Origin of the sequence: Cellulomonas algicola (genome assembly GCF_003851725.1) — a bacterium.
Taxonomy (GTDB): domain Bacteria; phylum Actinomycetota; class Actinomycetes; order Actinomycetales; family Cellulomonadaceae; genus Cellulomonas; species Cellulomonas algicola.
This window is the reverse complement of the sequence record NZ_BHYL01000034.1, coordinates 1-16,491: the sequence shown is the minus strand read 5'-3', so window position 1 is coordinate 16,491 and position 16,491 is coordinate 1. Positions and strand designations below refer to the sequence as shown.

12 protein-coding genes are annotated in these 16,491 nt (G+C 72.5%); 9 read left to right on the top strand and 3 right to left on the bottom strand.

The features are described 5' to 3' along the window. Window positions 1–63 precede the first annotated feature (63 nt). The 8 genes from CTKZ_RS02205 (at window position 64) to CTKZ_RS22565 (ending at window position 10,997) form a co-directional block, all read left to right on the top strand. Window positions 64–2,403, top strand: a complete 2,340-nt coding sequence (locus CTKZ_RS02205; protein WP_124341405.1) for a beta-xylosidase/alpha-l-arabinosidase — start codon at window positions 64–66, stop codon at window positions 2,401–2,403. Then, entirely contained in the window at window positions 2,400–3,482 is a 1,083-nt protein-coding gene (locus CTKZ_RS02200) for an ABC transporter permease (RefSeq protein WP_200829619.1), read from the top strand. Before CTKZ_RS02205 ends, CTKZ_RS02200 begins: the two co-directional genes overlap by 4 nt. Beyond that, window positions 3,476–4,402 carry a carbohydrate ABC transporter permease gene (locus CTKZ_RS02195; protein WP_124341404.1) on the top strand — a complete coding sequence of 309 codons (927 nt, stop codon included), beginning with the start codon at window positions 3,476–3,478 and terminating at the stop codon, window positions 4,400–4,402. The genes CTKZ_RS02200 and CTKZ_RS02195 overlap by 7 nt, the downstream gene beginning before the upstream one ends. A 74-nt stretch (window positions 4,403–4,476) precedes the next feature. Continuing rightward, complete coding sequence (locus CTKZ_RS02190) at window positions 4,477–6,144, top strand: ABC transporter substrate-binding protein (protein ID WP_124341403.1); 1,668 nt, start codon at window positions 4,477–4,479, stop codon at window positions 6,142–6,144. A gap of 91 nt (window positions 6,145–6,235) precedes the next feature. Beyond that, entirely contained in the window at window positions 6,236–8,293 is a 2,058-nt protein-coding gene (locus CTKZ_RS02185) for a beta-galactosidase (protein ID WP_124341402.1), read from the top strand. Further along, window positions 8,290–9,969 carry a GH39 family glycosyl hydrolase gene (locus CTKZ_RS02180; RefSeq protein ID WP_124341401.1) on the top strand — a complete coding sequence of 560 codons (1,680 nt, stop codon included), beginning with the start codon at window positions 8,290–8,292 and terminating at the stop codon, window positions 9,967–9,969. The genes CTKZ_RS02185 and CTKZ_RS02180 overlap by 4 nt, the downstream gene beginning before the upstream one ends. Before the next feature lie 5 nt (window positions 9,970–9,974). After that, window positions 9,975–10,676 (top strand): DUF624 domain-containing protein, encoded by a 702-nt coding sequence (locus tag CTKZ_RS02175; protein WP_124341400.1) that lies wholly within the window; start codon window positions 9,975–9,977, stop codon window positions 10,674–10,676. A gap of 51 nt (window positions 10,677–10,727) precedes the next feature. After that, window positions 10,728–10,997 carry a type II toxin-antitoxin system Phd/YefM family antitoxin gene (locus tag CTKZ_RS22565; protein ID WP_124341399.1) on the top strand — a complete coding sequence of 90 codons (270 nt, stop codon included), beginning with the start codon at window positions 10,728–10,730 and terminating at the stop codon, window positions 10,995–10,997. A gap of 56 nt (window positions 10,998–11,053) precedes the next feature. Here CTKZ_RS22565 and CTKZ_RS02165 read toward each other — a convergent pair whose 3' ends face one another. From CTKZ_RS02165 to manD, 3 genes are all read right to left on the bottom strand, one after another. Further along, window positions 11,054–11,635 (bottom strand): hypothetical protein, encoded by a 582-nt coding sequence (locus CTKZ_RS02165; protein ID WP_124341398.1) that lies wholly within the window; start codon window positions 11,633–11,635, stop codon window positions 11,054–11,056. A gap of 48 nt (window positions 11,636–11,683) precedes the next feature. After that, window positions 11,684–13,753, bottom strand: a complete 2,070-nt coding sequence (locus tag CTKZ_RS02160) for an alpha-glucuronidase (protein WP_124341438.1) — start codon at window positions 13,751–13,753, stop codon at window positions 11,684–11,686. A 64-nt stretch (window positions 13,754–13,817) separates the two neighbouring features. Beyond that, window positions 13,818–15,179, bottom strand: coding sequence for a D-mannonate dehydratase ManD (gene manD, locus CTKZ_RS02155; RefSeq protein ID WP_235843139.1), 1,362 nt, complete (start codon window positions 15,177–15,179; stop codon window positions 13,818–13,820). A 192-nt stretch (window positions 15,180–15,371) separates the two neighbouring features. On the opposite strand from manD, the gene CTKZ_RS02150 reads away from it, so the two are divergent. Next, window positions 15,372–16,397: a LacI family DNA-binding transcriptional regulator gene (locus CTKZ_RS02150; RefSeq protein ID WP_124341397.1), complete on the top strand. Its 1,026-nt coding sequence runs from the start codon at window positions 15,372–15,374 to the stop codon at window positions 16,395–16,397. The last annotated feature ends 94 nt before the right edge of the window (window positions 16,398–16,491 follow it).

The following is a 16,491-nucleotide window of genomic DNA, read 5'->3' as shown; positions in this document are numbered from 1 at the left end:
CGCCAACGACGGCGATAGTTGCGGACGCTCACGACGACGTGGGCGCGGGAGGGAACCGACCCGATGACGGACGCACCGCAGGCCCCCTGGCGGGACGCGACCCGCACCCCCGACGAGCGCGCCGCCGCCCTCGTGGCGGCGATGACGGTCGACGAGAAGGTGTCGCAGCTCGTCGGGCTCTGGGTCGGCGCCGACGCGTCGGGCGGGGGCGTCGCCCCGCACCAGGCCGACATGACCGGGGACCTCTCCTGGGACGAGGTCATCGCCGACGGCCTCGGGCAGCTCACCCGCCCGTTCGGCTCGGCGCCCGTCGACCCGGTCGCCGGCGCGCGCAGCCTCGCCGCCTCGCAGGAGCAGGTCGTCGCCGCCAACCGGTTCGGCATCCCGGCCCTCGTCCACGAGGAGTGCCTCACGGGGTTCGCCGCCTGGCAGGCGACCGCGTACCCGGCGCCGCTGTCGTGGGGTGCGACGTTCGACCCCGCCCTCGTCGAGGCGATGGCCGCGCGGATCGGCGCGAGCATGCGGGCCGCGGGCGTGCACCAGGGACTCGCGCCCGTCCTCGACGTCACGCGCGACTACCGCTGGGGCCGCACCGAGGAGACCATCGGCGAGGACCCGTACCTCGTCGGCACGGTCGGCACCGCGTACGTGCGGGGGATCGAGTCCGCAGGCGTCGTCGCGACGCTCAAGCACTTCGCCGGGTACTCGGCCAGCCGCGCGGGCCGCAACCTCGCGCCCGTCTCGATCGGCCCGCGCGAGCTCGCCGACGTGATCCTGCCGCCGTTCGAGATGGCGGTCCGCGAGGGCGGCGCCCGGTCGGTCATGCACTCGTACGCCGAGCTCGACGGCGTCCCGTCGGCGGCCGACGCGTGGCTGCTCACGACGCTGCTGCGGGACACGTGGGGCTTCGACGGCACGCTCGTCGCCGACTACTACGGCGTCCGGTTCCTGCACACGCTGCACGGGGTCGCCGCCGACGACGGGCACGCCGCCGCCCTGGCCCTGAGCGCGGGCGTCGACGTCGAGCTGCCGAGCGTGCACTGCTACGGCCGCCCGCTGCGCGAGGCCCTGGCCTGTGGTGACGTCGACGAGGCGCTCGTCGACCGTGCGCTGCACCGCGTGCTGCGGCAGAAGGTCGAGCTCGGCCTGCTCGACGAGGGCTGGGAGCCGCTCCCGGCCCACGTCGACGCCCTGACGCTCGACGACGCCGAGAGCCAGGACGTCGCGCTGCGCCTGGCACGCGAGGCGATCGTCCTCCTCACCAACCCGGGCGCGACACTCCCGCTGCGCGGCGGCCAGCGCGTCGCCGTCGTCGGACCGCTCGCCGACGATCCCTACGCGATGCTCGGCTGCTACTCGTTCCCCGCGCACGTCGGCGTGCACCACCCGGACCACGCGATCGGCCTCGACATCCCGACGGTGCTCGACGGACTGCGCGACGCCGGCGTCACCACCACGACCGCGCGCGGGTGCGACGTGACGGACCCCGACCGCAGCGGGTTCGCCGAGGCGGTCGCGCAGGCGGAGGCCGCCGACGTCGTCGTCGCGGTCGTCGGCGACCGCGCCGGGCTCTTCGGCCGCGGCACGTCGGGGGAGGGGTGCGACGCGACCGACCTGCACCTCCCTGGGGTGCAGGCCGACCTGGTCCGCGCGCTCCTGGACACGGGCACGCCCGTCGTCCTGGTCCTGCTCACGGGCCGCCCGTACGCGCTCGGCGACCTCGCGACCCGCTCCGCGGCCGTCGTGCAGGCGTTCTTCCCGGGGCAGCGCGGCGGCCAGGCGCTCGGCGAGGTGCTGACGGGGGCGACCAACCCGTCGGGCCGTCTGCCCGTGAGCCTCCCCGCGGACGCGTCCGGGCAGCCCGGCACGTACCTGTCGCAGCCGCTGGGCCGGCGCACGAAGGTGTCGAACATCGACCCCACGCACGCCTTCGCGTTCGGTCACGGCCTGTCGTACACGACCTTCGACTGGGACGCCCGCCTGGCGACCGGCGATGCCTGGCCCGTCGACGGCGAGGCCGTCGTCGAGGTCGACGTGACGAACACGGGCGGCGCGGCCGGCGCCGACGTCGTGCAGCTCTACCTGCACGACCCCGTCGCCCAGGTGACGCGGCCCGTGGTGCGGCTCGTCGGGTACGCGCGCGTCGACCTCGCGCCCGGCGAGCAGGCCCGCGTGACGTTCACCGTCCCGGCCGACGTCACCGCGTTCACCGGCATCGACGGCCGCCGCGTCGTCGAGCCGGGCGACGTCGAGCTGCGCGTCTCGCGGTCGAGCGCCGAGCACCGCGCGACCCTCACCGCGCGCCTCGACGGCCCGCTGCGGACCGTCGACCACACCCGCCGCCTCGTCACCGAGGTGGCCGTGCTCACCGGAGCCGACGCACCGGAGGTGGTGACCGCATGAGCAGCGTCCAGGAGCCCGTCGTCGCGGGCGTCGCGACGACGCCGGGCGCGCCGCCGCCCGTCGGCGTGGCCGACAACGCCCCGCCACCGGCGGGCACCCCGCAGCAGCGCAAGCCCCGGCGGACCCGCCGCGTACAGCCGTTCACCACCCCCGGCGGCACCGTCGTCCGCCCCAGCCGCACCACCTGGCGGCAGGCGCTCAGGAAGGACTGGCGGCTCTACACGTTCCTCGTCCTGCCGCTCGTCTTCCTGCTCGTCTTCCGGTACCTGCCGATCCTCGGCAACGTCGTCGCGTTCCGTCGGTTCCGGCCCGGGTCGAGCATCTTCGGCGACGAGTGGGTCGGCCTCTACTACGTCCGGATGTTCATCAACGACCAGCAGTTCTGGCACGCGTTCACCAACACGGTCGTGCTGGGCCTGCTCACGCTGGTGATCGTCTTCCCGCTGCCGATCCTGCTCGCGCTCATGCTCAACGAGGTGCGGTCGCGGCACTTCAAGCGGTCGGTGCAGACGATCTCGTACCTGCCGCACTTCATGTCGATCGTGATCGTCGCGGGCGTGGTGTTCCAGCTCACCGCGGTGAACGGGACGATCAACCAGATCATCACGGCGCTCGGCGGGGACGCGATCACCTTCATGCAGGAGGCGTCCTGGTTCCGGACGATCTACCTGAGCTCGGAGGTCTGGCAGACCGTCGGGTGGGGCACGATCCTCTACCTCGCGGCGCTCACGACGATCGACGACCAGCTCTACGAGGCGGCCCGGATCGACGGCGCCAACCGCTGGCAGCAGACGTGGCACATCACGCTGCCGGGCATCCGCCCGACGATGATCGTGCTGCTCATCCTCAACGTCGGCACGTTCATGGCGGTCGGCTTCGAGAAGATCCTGCTGCTGCAGAACCCCCTCATCTACTCGACGGCCGACGTCATCTCGACGTACCTGTACCGCGTCGGCATCGTCTCGAACAGCGTCTCCTACGCCACCGCGATCGGCCTGTTCGAGGCGATCATCGGCGTGACGCTCGTCCTGTCCGCCAACGCGATCTCGCGCAAGACCGTGGGGGCGTCCCTGTGGTGACCACCGACCAGAAGCCCGCCGCCGTGGTCAGCACGAAGCCGCGGGTCGTCAAGGACAGCCGCGGCTACCGGTCGTTCCGGTTCCTCAACGCGGCGCTGCTGATCGTCGTCTGCGCGCTCGTGCTGTACCCATTCGTCAACATCGTCGCGCAGGCGTTCTCGTCCGAGGGCTACATCAACTCGGGCCAGGTGAACCTGTTCCCGCGCGGGTTCAACGTGACGACGTTCGGCGTCGTCATGGGCGACGACATGTTCTGGCGCAACTACCGGAACACCGTCGTCTACACGGTGGTCGCCACGACGATCGCGATGGCGCTCACGACGACGTACGCGTACGCGTTGTCGCGGCGGAACCTCAAGGGCCGCAAGTTCTTCATCGGCGTGGCCGTCGCGACCATGTTCTTCAACGGCGGGCTCATCCCGAACTACGTGCTCATCAGCGAGCTCGGGATGCGCAACACGATCTGGGCGATCGTGCTCCCGAACGCGATCAGCGTGTTCAACCTGCTGGTGATGAAGTCGTTCTTCGAGAACTTCCCCAGCGAGCTCGAGGAAGCGGCCGCGATCGACGGCATGACGACGTACGGGATCTTCTTCCGCGTCGTCCTGCCGCTGTCCAAGGCGGTCGTCGCGACGATGCTGCTGTTCTACGCGGTGTCGTTCTGGAACGCCTGGTTCGCGGCCTTCCTCTACATCGACGACCCGAAGCTCTACCCCGTGACGATGTACCTGCGGAACCTGCTCGCGGGCGTGACGTCGGGGACGTCGATCCAGGGCGGCTCGACGGACAACCTCACGCAGATCGCGGCGAACGTGCAGTCCGTGACGATGCTCCTCACCGTGCTGCCGATCATCTGCCTCTACCCCTTCATCCAGAGGTACTTCGTGTCGGGCGTGATGCTCGGCGCGGTCAAGCAGTGACGCCCTCTGGCTGGCGCACCGCATTTCCCATCCCCTCCCGTGCAGGACGACGGAGTTCCACGAAAAGGAGAATCATGAGGTCAGCACGAAAGCGCGCAGGCGTCGCGGCGTCGATCGCGGTCCTCGCCCTCGCCCTGACGGCGGCGTGCTCGTCCGGCGACGGTGCGACGGCCGAGGAGACCGGCGGCGACGCCGGCATCCCGGAGGCGAACCGCGTCGGCGCGATGGAGGACTTCGCGGCCGGCACGGAGTTCGTCGCGACCGAGCCGGTCACGTTCGGCCTGCTCTACCGCGACCACCCGAACTACCCGCTCAAGGAGGACTGGCTCTTCCTCACCGAGCTCAAGGACAAGCACAACGTCGACTTCGACATCACGAGCGCGCCGCTGTCCGACTGGGACCAGAAGAAGTCGCTCATCATCTCCTCGGGCGACGCACCCGAGTTCATCCCGGTGACCTACAAGGGCCAGGAGACGCAGTTCGTCGCGGGCGGAGCGATCCTGCCGCTGTCGGACTACGTGCAGTACATGCCGAACTTCCAGCAGAAGATCGAGGAGTGGGGGATGCAGGACTACCTCGACTCGCTCGAGCAGGCCGACGGCAAGTACTACATGCTCCCCGGCCTGTACGAGTCGCCGCAGCCGCAGTACTCGATCGCGGTCCGCAAGGACCTGTGGGACGCGGCGGGCCTCACCGAGGACCCCGAGACCTGGGACGACTTCCGTGACGCGCTCGAGAAGCTCAAGGCCGCGAACCCGGGCGTGTGGCCGATGTCGGACCGCTGGTCGACGACGAACAACAGCCCCCTGGGTGCGACGCTCAACATCGCCGCGCCGAACTTCGACACGATCGCCGGCTGGGGCTTCGGCCAGGGCCTGTGGTTCGACGAGGACGAGGAGAAGTTCGTCTACGCGCCGACGACCGACGGGTACAAGGACCTCGTCGAGTACTTCGCGGGGCTCGTCGAGGACGGACTGCTCGACCCCGAGTCGCTGACCCAGGACGACGACACCGCGATCCAGAAGTTCGGCTCGGGCCAGTCGCTCGCGATCTCCGGCAACACGCAGGAGGTCACGACGTACCGCAAGACGTTCACCGAGGCGGGCAACGCGTCGGCCGACGTCAAGCTCATCCGCGTGCCCGCCGGCCCGGCCGGTGACAACGTCGCCTCGGGCTCGCGCATCGCGTCCGGCTTCATGCTGTCGTCGGCCGCGAAGGACTCGCCGCACTTCCTCGCGCTCCTGCAGTGGATCGACTGGCTGTACTACTCCGACCAGGGCATCGAGTTCGCGCAGTGGGGCGTCGAGGGCACGACGTACACGAAGGACGGCGACACCCGCACGCTCGCCGCGGACGTCGACTGGAACGGCCTCAACCCGGCGGGCACCAAGAAGCTCAACGCCGACTTCGGGTTCAGCAACGGCGTGTTCATGTTCGCGAACGGCACGACGGACGAGCTCATCGGCTCGATGCAGTCCGACTCGACCCGCGCGTTCGTCGAGTCGATGGCGGACAAGGAGGAGCTGCCGATCGCGCCGACCGCGCCGCTCGACGAGATGCAGCAGGAGCAGGTCACGCTCTGGCAGTCCGCGCTCAACGACTCGGTGCTGCAGAACACGGCCGCGTTCATCCTCGGGTCGCGCCCGCTGTCGGAGTGGGACGCGTGGATGACCGAGCTCAAGGGTCTCAACGTCGACCAGTACGTCGACACGTACAACCAGGCGCTGGCCGCGAAGGGCTGACGCCGCCCGGACCCGGCCGCTCCCGCGTCGCTGTGCGCGGGGCGGCCGGGTCCGCCGTTCCACCCCTGTGTCCCGGGAGACGTGCCGAATCGTGAGCAACCAGGTCCGCTACGGCGGCGACTACAACCCCGAGCAGTGGCCGAAGGACGTGTGGGAGGACGACCACCGCGCGTTCGACGAGGCCGGTATCACGACCGTCACGGTCGGGGTGTTCGCGTGGGCGCACCTGCAGCCCGCGGAGGACCGGTACGACTTCTCGACGCTCGACGCGATCGTCGACCGCGCGGCGCAGGCCGGGCGGGAGGTCGTGCTCGCCACGCCGTCGGGAGCGATGCCGCCGTGGCTCGCGCGCGCCTACCCGGACGCCTGCCGCGTGGACTTCGAGGGCCGGCGGCACGTGTTCGGGCAGCGGCACAACCACTGCCCGTCGTCGCCGGACTTCCGCCGGCTGTCGGTGGAGCTCGCGTCGCGGCTCGCGCAGCGGTACGCGGGCCACCCCGCGGTCGTCGCGTGGCACGTCGGCAACGAGTACGGCGGCGCGTGCTACTGCCCGCTGTGCGCGGCGGCGTTCCGCGTCTGGCTGCGCGAGCGGTACGGCACGCTCGACCGCCTCAACGACGCGTGGAACGCGACGTTCTGGTCGCACACGTACACCGACTGGGACGAGATCCAGCCGCCGACCATGCTCTCGGAGCACTGGCGCGGCCCGCACCACACCGCGTTCCAGGGGACGACGCTCGACTACCGCCGCTTCATGTCGGACGCGCTGCTGGGCGGGTTCGTCGCGGAGAAGGCCGCGATCCGGGCGCACGACGCGACGACGCCCGTCACGACGAACTTCATGGGCCTGTACCAGCCGGTCGACTACCACCGGTGGGCGCCGCACCTCGACCTCGTGACGTGGGACAACTACCCGCCCGCGGACACCCCGCTGCGCACGGCCGCCCGGATGGCGGCCACGCACGCCGCGATGCGCGGGGTCAGCGGCGGTGCGCCGATCTGGGTCATGGAGCAGACGCCGTCGATCACGGCGTCGCGCGACGTGAACCCCGTGAAGCGGCCCGGCGTCCTCGCGCTGTGGACGTGGCAGTCGGTCGCGCACGGCGCCGACGCGACGCTGTTCTTCCAGCTCCGCCAGTCGAGGGGCGCGTGCGAGAAGTACCACGGCGCGGTGATCGACCACTCGGGGCGGACGGACACGCGCGTGTTCCGCGAGGCGTCCGCCCTGGGGTCGTCGCTGAAGACCCTGGGGGACGGCGTCCTCGGCGCGCGCACGCCCGCGCGCGTCGCGCTGCTGCTCGACTGGGACTCGTGGTGGGCGGTCGAGATGACCGACGGCTACAACCGGCACGTCTCCTACGTCCAGACGCTGCTCCAGTACCACCGGGCGCTGTGGTCGGCGAACGCCGCCGTGGACGTCGTACCCGTGACCGCGGACCTGGCGGGGTACGACGTCGTCGTCGCGCCGCTGCTCCACCTGCTCAAGGGCGACGTCGCCGAGCGGCTCACCGCGTTCGTGCACCGCGGCGGCTCGCTCGTCACCACCTTCTACGGCGGCCGGGTCGACGAGGACGACAACGCGTTCCTCGGGGAGCCGCCGCTCGACGCGCTGCTCGGCGTCCGCGTCGAGGAGACCGACTCCGCCGCGCCCGACGTCGCGAACCCCGTCACGCTGCGCCTCGGCGGTCCCGGCACCGACGGCGCGATCGACTGGAACGGTTCCACGACCCACCCGGCGACGCTCGTCTTCGAGCTCCTCGTCCCGCACGACGGCACCGAGGTCGTCGGCACGTACGGCGCCGACTTCTACGCGGGCACGCCGGCGGTCACGCGTGCCGCCCGCGGCGAGGGCGCCGCCTGGCACGTCGGCACCGGCCTCGACGACGACGGGGTCGCACGCGTCCTGCGGCACGTGCTCGACCAGCACGGGCTCATGGGTCCGCATGCCGACGAGCCCGCGCTCGAGGTCGTCGACCGCGTGCAGCCCGACGGCACCCGGTACCGCTTCGTGCTGCACCATGGGAGCACGCCGCTCACGGTGACGTCCGAGGTGGAGGGCACGGACGCCCTCACCGGACGCGTCGTCCGCCGCGGTGACACCCTGACCCTCGCGCCCGCCGACGTGCTCGTCCTCCAGGAGACCCCGTGACCCGTGTCGTCGTCCCGGCCACCCCGCTCGGACCGCTGCCCGAGGCGTGGCGGCACTGCGTCGGCACCGGCCGGCTCAACCTCGCGCTGCGCGCCGACTACCGCGAGTCCCTGGCGATGGTGCAGCGCGACATCGGGTTCCGGCACATCCGCGGGCACGGGCTGCTGTCCGACGACATGGGCGTGCTGCGCCCCTGGTCGATCGGCGACCGGTCCGGGCGCCGGCACTCCTTCACCTACGTCGACCAGGTGCACGACGCGTTCCTGTCGCTCGGCATCAGACCGTTCGTCGAGCTCGGGTTCATGCCGTCGGTGCTCGCGTCGGGGGACGACACCGTTTTCTGGTGGAAGGGCAACATCACGCCGCCGTCCTCGTGGTCGGACTGGACCGACCTCGTGACCGCGCTCGTGCGGCACCTGGTCGACCGCTACGGGATCGACGAGGTCCGGCAGTGGCCGATCGAGGTGTGGAACGAGCCGAACCTCGTGCAGTTCTGGAAGGACGCCGACCAGGACGCCTACCTGCGGCTGTACGAGGTCACCGCGCGCGCGATCAAGGACGTCGACGCGTCGCTCCAGGTCGGCGGCCCGGCCATCTCGCCCGGGGCCGACGACTGGTGGCAGCCGTTCGCCGACTTCGTGACCGGCCGCGACGTGCCGTGCGACTTCCTCAGCGTGCACGCGTACGCGTCCGGCCCCGCGCAGCACGTCCCGTTCGGCAGCTACCAGACGCTCAAGCCGCCGCAGGACCTGCTCGACCAGTTCGCGACCCCGCGCCGGCTGCTCGCCGGCCACCCGCTCGCCGACCTGCCCGTGCACGTCACGGAGTTCAACACCTCGTACTGCCCGGACAACCCGATCCACGACACCGCCTACAACGCGGCCTACCTCGCGCCCGTCATGGTCGGGGGCGGCGACCACGTCGACTCGTTCTCCTACTGGACGTTCTGCGACGTGTTCGAGGAGGCGTGGATCCCCACGTCGTTCTTCCACGGCGGGTTCGGGCTGCTCACGCACCGGCAGGTGCCCAAGCCGACCTACCACCTGTTCGCGTTCCTGGCCCGCATGGGCCGGCACGTCCTCGCGCGCGGCGACGACCACCTGGTCTGCGTCGACGACGACGGGCGCGTCACCGTGCTCGCCTGGCAGCCCGTCGGCGGAACCGACGGTGCGCCCGCCCACGAGCGGCACGAGCTGCGACTGTCGGTGCCGGTCGGTGTCGGTGCGGGTGGCGACGCGGACGGTGTCGTCGGCGGCCCGGCGACCGCGTTCGTCGTGCGCGAGCGCGTCAACGAGCACGAGGGCAACGCCTTCGCCGCCTGGCGCGAGCTCGGCCGCCCGTTCTCGCCGACCGAGCGCCAGGTCGACGTCCTGCGCGACCTCGCGCGCCCGTCGTCGGCGCACGCGGCCTACCCGGTCGTCGACGGCCGCGTCTCGCTCGACCTGTCCCTCGCCCGCCACGAGGTGACGTTCGTCGAGGTCACGCCCGTCGCCGAGACGTTCCACGAGGGCCTCGACGACCGGCGGCTGCTCGGCGTCGACGACGACCGGCTCGTCGCCGACCCGCCCGGCACGGGTCGCGCGGTGGCGCTCCTCAGCGGCGCACGGGCGCACGTCGACGTGGGCGACGCGGAGCTGCCCACACCGCGCACACCCGACGACGGCCCGGCAGGGTGAGCGCCGTGAGCGCGGACGCCGACCGGTTCTCCGAGGTCGGCCGCGGACCGTTCTCGCGCGGGTCCGCGGCGGTCTACTGGGCCGTCGTGATCGAGGGCCTGCTCGTCCTCACGTCCCTGCCCACCCTCCTGGCGTTCGTCCTGCTCGACCGCTCACCCGGCAACGCGCCGCTGTTCGCGCTCGCGGCCGTGCCCCTCGGACCGTCGCTCGCCGCCGCGGTCTTCGCGTGGCGCGACTGGCTCACGACGCCGCCCGGCGACCGCGACCTGTCACCGGCGCGGCACTACTGGCGCGGGTACCGGCTGAACTGGCGCGACGTGCTGCGGTGGTGGGTGCCGACGCTCGTCGTCCTGACCGTGCTCGCGATCAACGTCGCGGGCGCCGGTGCGCTGGGCGGGTCCGGCGGTGCGTTCGCGATCGTCTCGCTCGTGATCGCCGTCGCCGTCCTGGTGTGGGCGGGGAACGCGCTCGTCCTGTCGTCCCTGTTCGCGTTCCGCACGCGCGACGTCGCTCGCCTGTCCGCGCACTACCTCGCCGCGAAGCCGGTCAGCGGGCTCGGGGTGCTGGCGCTCGTGGTCGTGGCGGTCGGCATCGCGCTGCTCGCCACCAACTGGCTCCTCGTCCTGCTCGCGTCCCCGCTGGTCGCTCTCCTGGTCCGCAACGCCACCCCGGTGATCACCGACGCGACCACGCGCTTCACCACCTGACTGAAGACGCAGGGCTGCCGGTGAGCGGTACTCGGTGCTCCACCTGGCTCCATGACGACGATCGGCGTGGGGGAGCTCAGGCGGGACGCGTCTGGCGTGCTGCGTCGCGCCGCCCAGGGTGAGCGTGTCGTCGTCACCCTGCACGGCCGTCCCGTGGCGGACCTCGTCCCGCACACCGAGGTGCGTCCGACCTGGCGCCCGGTCGCCGACCTCGCCGCTCTGTTCCCCGCCGTGGGCGATCCTGACGTCGTCGCTGACCTCGCAATGGTCGACTCCGCGGTGGATGACCCGTTCGAGCGGGACGTCGCGCGAGATTGCTGAATCCCACAACGAACGGCCCGATCAGGTCGGCGTCTGAGACGCGAGCCGGCCCGTGCTCAGGCCGGCGGCGGGCCGCCCACGAGCGCGAGCGCGTCCTCGTACCCGCCGCCCACGTCGACCCGCGTGAGGTCGCGCAAGCGCCATCGCGTGGTCGTGTCGTCCCACGTGGCGCCCGGGGTGATCTCCCGCAGCCGCAGGTGCTTCGGACCGACGCGCTCGGGCCGGCCGACAAAGCAGACCGACGGGTCGTCCTCCTCGACGTGGATCGTCACGAGCGGAGCCGCAGCCCCGGCGGTCCGCACGAGCCCGCCGACGTCGTCGAGATCCAGCGATCCCGTCGAGGAGGGCGGGCCGGGGGGCCACTCGCCGCGGGCCGTGAGAGCGGCGCGGTAGAACGCGGCGCTCTCGTCGACCCGCTCACGCACTCGGCGGACGTCGGACAACCGGACCGCGGTCCACCCGTCGAGGCGGATGTCGTCGCCGAGCACCGCGACCAGCAGCCACGCGCGTCCGACGTCGACGACGTAGCCGTCGATCGAGGCAGCCTTCCGGATGCGCCGCGTGACCCGCACGGCGGTGCGCTCGCGGACGGCGGCGGCCAGAGTCGCGCGGAGCTCGGCATCGGTGAGGCGAGGCATCGGGCCAGTCTCCTCGCCACCTCGCCGGCGCGGCTCGTGGGTATCGGGTCAGTACACCGTTCGGCCGGTCGCGTCCGGGATGCCGCTGTGGCGGAAGACGTACGTGCGGAGCTGGTCGCGCCACTCGTGGGCGCTGCGCACCTGCTCGGCGAGCCGTTCGGCGACGCGCGCGTGCAGGTCGGCGGGGACCTGACCGGCGATCGCGTCCCACGCGGCGGCGTTCTCGACCGTGCGGGCGGCGCCCTCCCAGTGCGTGTCGTAGACGTGCTGCGCGACGGAGACACCGCTGTGCAGCACGTGCGACCACGGCACGTGGTGGAAGAACAGGAGCAGCTCGTCGGGGCAGGTCGTGACGTCCTCGTAGGCGTCCCGCCACGGTGCGGGGAACTGCCCGGTGAAGCCCGTGCCGGTCGCGCGCGTGCGGTCGACGCCGATGCCGTCCCGATCGGCGAAGTGGTACGTGCCCCACGGCGTGTACTCGTAGCCGTCGACGTCCGGGCCGTAGTGGTGGCCGGGGCGGACCATGAACCCGACGCCGAGCGGGGCCGTGTAGTCCTCGTACGTGCGCCACGAGTCGTCGAGGACCCGGTGCAGCGTCTCGCGCACGACGGGGTCGGCGTCCGGGAAGGTGAGCCCGATCCACTCGTCGAGCAGCGTCTGCGGGTCCGCCGACGGGTCCCACGCGAGGCGCGCGAACGTGTAGAGGTTGGCCTGCGCGAGCGGGTGGCCGGTCCAGAACGCGTCGTCGCCGACGTTCGACACCGCGACCAGCCCGGCGCGACGGGCGTCGGGCGGCCCGGCGGTCCCGGCGGCGACGTCCGCGACGGTCCGGCCCCCGGGACGGCCGCCGTCGGGACCGTCGCCCGACAGCGGGAAGCGCAGGATCTCCGACCACTGCGGCCCCAGCCAGACGGCGTGCTTCTGCTGGCCGGTGTACTCCTGCGTGACCTGGAGCTCTACGGCGAGGCGCGTGCGCGGCATCGCGGCGATCACGGGGGAGACGGGCTCGCGCGTCTGGAAGTCCGTCGGCCCGTACTTCACCTGGAGCACGACGTTGTCGTCGAACCGCCCGTCGAGCGGGGAGAAGTGGTCGTGCGCGGCACGCGCGCGGTCCGTCGACCGGTCGCGCCAGTCCTGCTTGTGGTCGTAGACGAACGCGCGCCAGAACACCGTCCCGCCGAACGGCTTGAGCGCCCGGGCCAGCAGGTTCGCCCCGTCGGCGTGGTCGCGCCCGTAGGCGAACGGGCCGGGCTGACCCTCCGAGTCCGCCTTGACGACGAACCCGCCGAAGTCGGGGACCGCGTCGTAGACGTCCGCGACGCGCGCCGCCCACCACGCCTGCACGTCCGGGTCGAGCGGGTCCGACGTGGGCAGGCCGCCGACGGTCATCGGCGCCGCGAACGACACCGACAGGTGGACGCGGATGCCGTGCGGGCGGAAGAGATCCGCGATGCGCGCGACGTCGGGCAGGCCGTCGGTCAGCAGGCGCGCCTCGGTGCGGTGCACGTTGACGTTGTTGATCGCGACGGCGTTGATGCCGACCGACCCGAGCAGCCGCCCGTAGGAGGCGACGCGAGACAAGTCCTCACGGACGCGACCGTCCGCGTAGAAGATCGACCCGCCCGCGTAGCCGCGCTCGACCTGCCCCATCACGGGGTGCACGTCGACGTTGTCCCAGTGGTCGAGCATCCGGACGTCGTTGGTCGGCGCGTACCAGGTGAGCGGTGTGTCGCCCTCTGCCGCAGCAGCACCCGCCCGGACGAGGTGGTGGAGCCCGTACAGCAGCCCGGGGGAGTCCAGCCCGAGGACCGTCGTCGTCGCGCCCTCACGCAGCACGCCGAACGACCCGCTCGCGGTGGGCACGTCGTCGGCGAGCGCACGGGTCGGCTCGTCGGGTGCGGTCGACGACGGCACGAGCGCGAGCACGACGTCGTGCCCGCGCACCTCGTCGCCCGTCAGCGACGCGTCGGGCGAGGCGACCGTCACCGCACCGCCCCATCGCGCGGTCGCGGCGCGGACCTCGGCCACGACGGTCGCGACGACCGGGTCGTCGATGCCGGCGGCGACGAGCACGCGGCGCTCGCCGAGCGGACGCAGCGCCTCGTCGGGGAGCCACATCGGGTGGGCGTCAGTGCGGGTCACGCGGGTCCTTCCGTGGTGCGGTTCCGGTCGGCGCGGCGCGTCACCAGTCGTGGACGGTGCCGTCCTTGAGCCGGTTGAACGGCAGGTACGCCGGCTGGTACGGGAAGCGGTCGGCGACGTCGTCGTCGTAGACGACCCCGAGACCGGGCGCGTCGCCGGGGTGCAGGAACCCGTCGGTGAACGTGAACGACTGCCGGAAGACCTCGTCGGTGCGTGCGCCGTGCTGCATGTACTCCTGGATCCCGAAGTTGTGGATCGCGAGGTCGAGGTGCAGCGCAGCGGCCATGCCGACGGGGGAGATGTCGGTCGGCCCGTGGATGCCGGACTTGATCTGGTACTGCGCGGCGAAGTCGAGGATGCGGCGCAGCGCGGTGATCCCGCCGGTGTGCGTGACGGCGGACCGCACGTAGTCGATGAGCTGCTCGCGGATCACCGTCTGGTAGTCCCAGACGGTGTTGAACACCTCGCCGATGGCCAGCGGGGTGGTCGTGTGCTGCCGGACGAGCCGCAGCGCCTCCTGGTTCTCCGCGGGCGTGCAGTCCTCGAGCCAGAACAGGTCGAACGGCTCGAGGTCCTTGCCGAGCCGCGCCGCCTGGATCGGGGTCATGCGGTGGTGGCCGTCGTGCAGCAGCGGCAGCTCGGGACCGAACTCGCCGCGCACGGCCTCGAAGACGCGCGGGATGTGCCGCAGGTACGCGCGGGTGTCCCAGTCCTCCTCGGCGGGCAGCGGCGCGCGCTGGGCGGGCTCGTAGTCGTAGCGCCCACCGCTGCTCGGCTGCGCCGCGACCCCGTAGACCGCGTCGATGCCGGGCACGGACGTCTGCACGCGGATCGACCGGAAGCCGAGCTCCTGGTGGTGGCGGATCGAGTCGAACAGCTCGGGCAGGTCGCGGCCCGACGCGTGCCCGTACGCCATGATCCCGGTCCGGCTCGCGCCGCCGAGCAGCTGGTAGAGCGGCATGCCCGCGTACCGGGCCTTGATGTCCCACAGCGCGACGTCGACCGCCGCGATCGCGGCCATCGTCACCGGGCCGCGCCGCCAGTACGCCGACCGGTAGAGGAACTGCCACGTGTCCTCGATGCGGTGCGCGTCCCGGCCGATCAGCAGCGGCACGACGTGGTCCTGCAGGTAGGAGACGACGGACAGCTCGCGCCCGTTGAGCGTGGCGTCGCCGAGCCCGACGACGCCGTCCTCGGTCGTGACGCGGAGCGTGACGAAGTTGCGGTCGGGGCTGCTGACCAGCACCTCGGCAGACCGGATCGCGCTGCCCGACGGTCGGGTCGCGGGGCGGGCTCCGTCCGCGGCGGCCGGTGCGGTCGTCGTCACGTCGCGCGGGTCGGCGGCACCGGTCGTCGGGCTCGCGGGGGTGCCGGTCGTGGGCTCGGGGTGCTGCGGCGTCATCGGTGCTCCCGTCGTGCGCGGCGCCGTCGCCGCGTGCGGTCCGTTCCGTCGTCGAGCCTAGACACCGTCGTGGCGATGCGGCAATCGCTTGCCAGATATTGCCAACCGGGCACCGCGTGGACCAGCATGGACACCGCCGCAGGAGGCCGGACGACGACGACCGGACGACCTGCGGCCGAGAGGAGACCATCGATGCCGGGCACCCGGCCCACCCTCCGCGACGTCGCCGACGCGGCGGGCGTCGCGGTCTCCACCGCGTCGCGCGCGCTCACGCGACCCGGCCGCATCACCGAGGACACCGCCGCGCGCGTGCGGGCCGCCGCCGAGGAGCTCGGCTACGTCCCCAGCGCGTCCGGCCGCGCGCTCAGCTCGGGCCGCACCGGCACCGTCGCGCTCGTGCTGCCCGACGTCACCAACCCGTTCTTCTTCGGCATCGTGCGCGGCGTCCAGTCGCGCCTGCGCGTCGACGGGTACACGCACGTCCTCGTCGACACCGAGGAGTCCGTCCCCGCGGAGGAGCGCGCGCTGCGCATGATCCGCTCGTCCGCCGACGGCGCGATCCTCGCCGCACCGCGGCTCGAGGACTCGACGCTCGCGCGCTGGGCTCGGGACATGCCCCTCGTCACGATCAACCGACCCGTCGACGGCGACGGCATCGTGCTCGACACGCCCGGCGGTGCCGTCCAGGCCCTCGAGCACCTCGCGTCGCTCGGCCACCGCCGCGTCGCGTACGCGTCCGGCCCACGCACCTCCTGGTCGGACCGTCACCGCCGTGCCGCGCTGCGACCCGCCGCCCGGCGCCTGGGCGTCGAGCTCGTCGTCCTCGGCCCCTACGCCCCGCAGCGCGAAGCCGGTGCCGCCGCCGCGGACGCCGCGTGCGGCGCGGGCGTCACCGGCGTGCTCGCCTTCAACGACCTGCTCGCGTTCGGGATCCTCGACCGCCTCACCGCGCGCGGGCTCGACGTGCCGGGCGACCTCAGCGTCGTCGGGTGCGACGACGTGTTCGGCGCCGACCTGGTCCGACCCGGCCTCACTACCGTCGCCGCGCCGCTCGAGCGCGCCGGCCAGCGCGCCGCCGACCTGCTGCTCGCGCGCATCGACCGGCCCCGGCGCCTCGACGGTCGCGCCGGCGACGACGGCATCCCGCCGACGGTCGACCTCCTGCCGACGCACCTCGTCGTGCGCGGGACGACAGGCCCGGCGCGGCCCGCGCCCTGACCAGCGGCTGTCCCGACCGACGACGGGGGTGCTGCGCGCACGCAGCACCCCCGTCGGACGGTCGTGGGTCGACTCAGACGGCGACGTCCTGCAC

Excerpts from the sequence above, each read along its gene's own strand:
- CTKZ_RS02205 (WP_124341405.1), top strand. The coding sequence starts at position 64 with ATGACGGACGCACCGCAGGCCCCCTGGCGGGACGCGACCCGCACCCCC.
- CTKZ_RS02200 (WP_200829619.1), top strand. The coding sequence starts at position 2,400 with ATGAGCAGCGTCCAGGAGCCCGTCGTCGCGGGCGTCGCGACGACGCCG.
- CTKZ_RS02190 (WP_124341403.1), top strand. The coding sequence starts at position 4,477 with ATGAGGTCAGCACGAAAGCGCGCAGGCGTCGCGGCGTCGATCGCGGTC.
- CTKZ_RS22565 (WP_124341399.1), top strand. The coding sequence starts at position 10,728 with ATGACGACGATCGGCGTGGGGGAGCTCAGGCGGGACGCGTCTGGCGTG.
- CTKZ_RS02165 (WP_124341398.1), bottom strand. The coding sequence starts at position 11,635 with ATGCCTCGCCTCACCGATGCCGAGCTCCGCGCGACTCTGGCCGCCGCC.
- CTKZ_RS02160 (WP_124341438.1), bottom strand. The coding sequence starts at position 13,753 with ATGTGGCTCCCCGACGAGGCGCTGCGTCCGCTCGGCGAGCGCCGCGTG.
- manD (WP_235843139.1), bottom strand. The coding sequence starts at position 15,179 with ATGACGCCGCAGCACCCCGAGCCCACGACCGGCACCCCCGCGAGCCCG.
- CTKZ_RS02150 (WP_124341397.1), top strand. The coding sequence starts at position 15,372 with ATGCCGGGCACCCGGCCCACCCTCCGCGACGTCGCCGACGCGGCGGGC.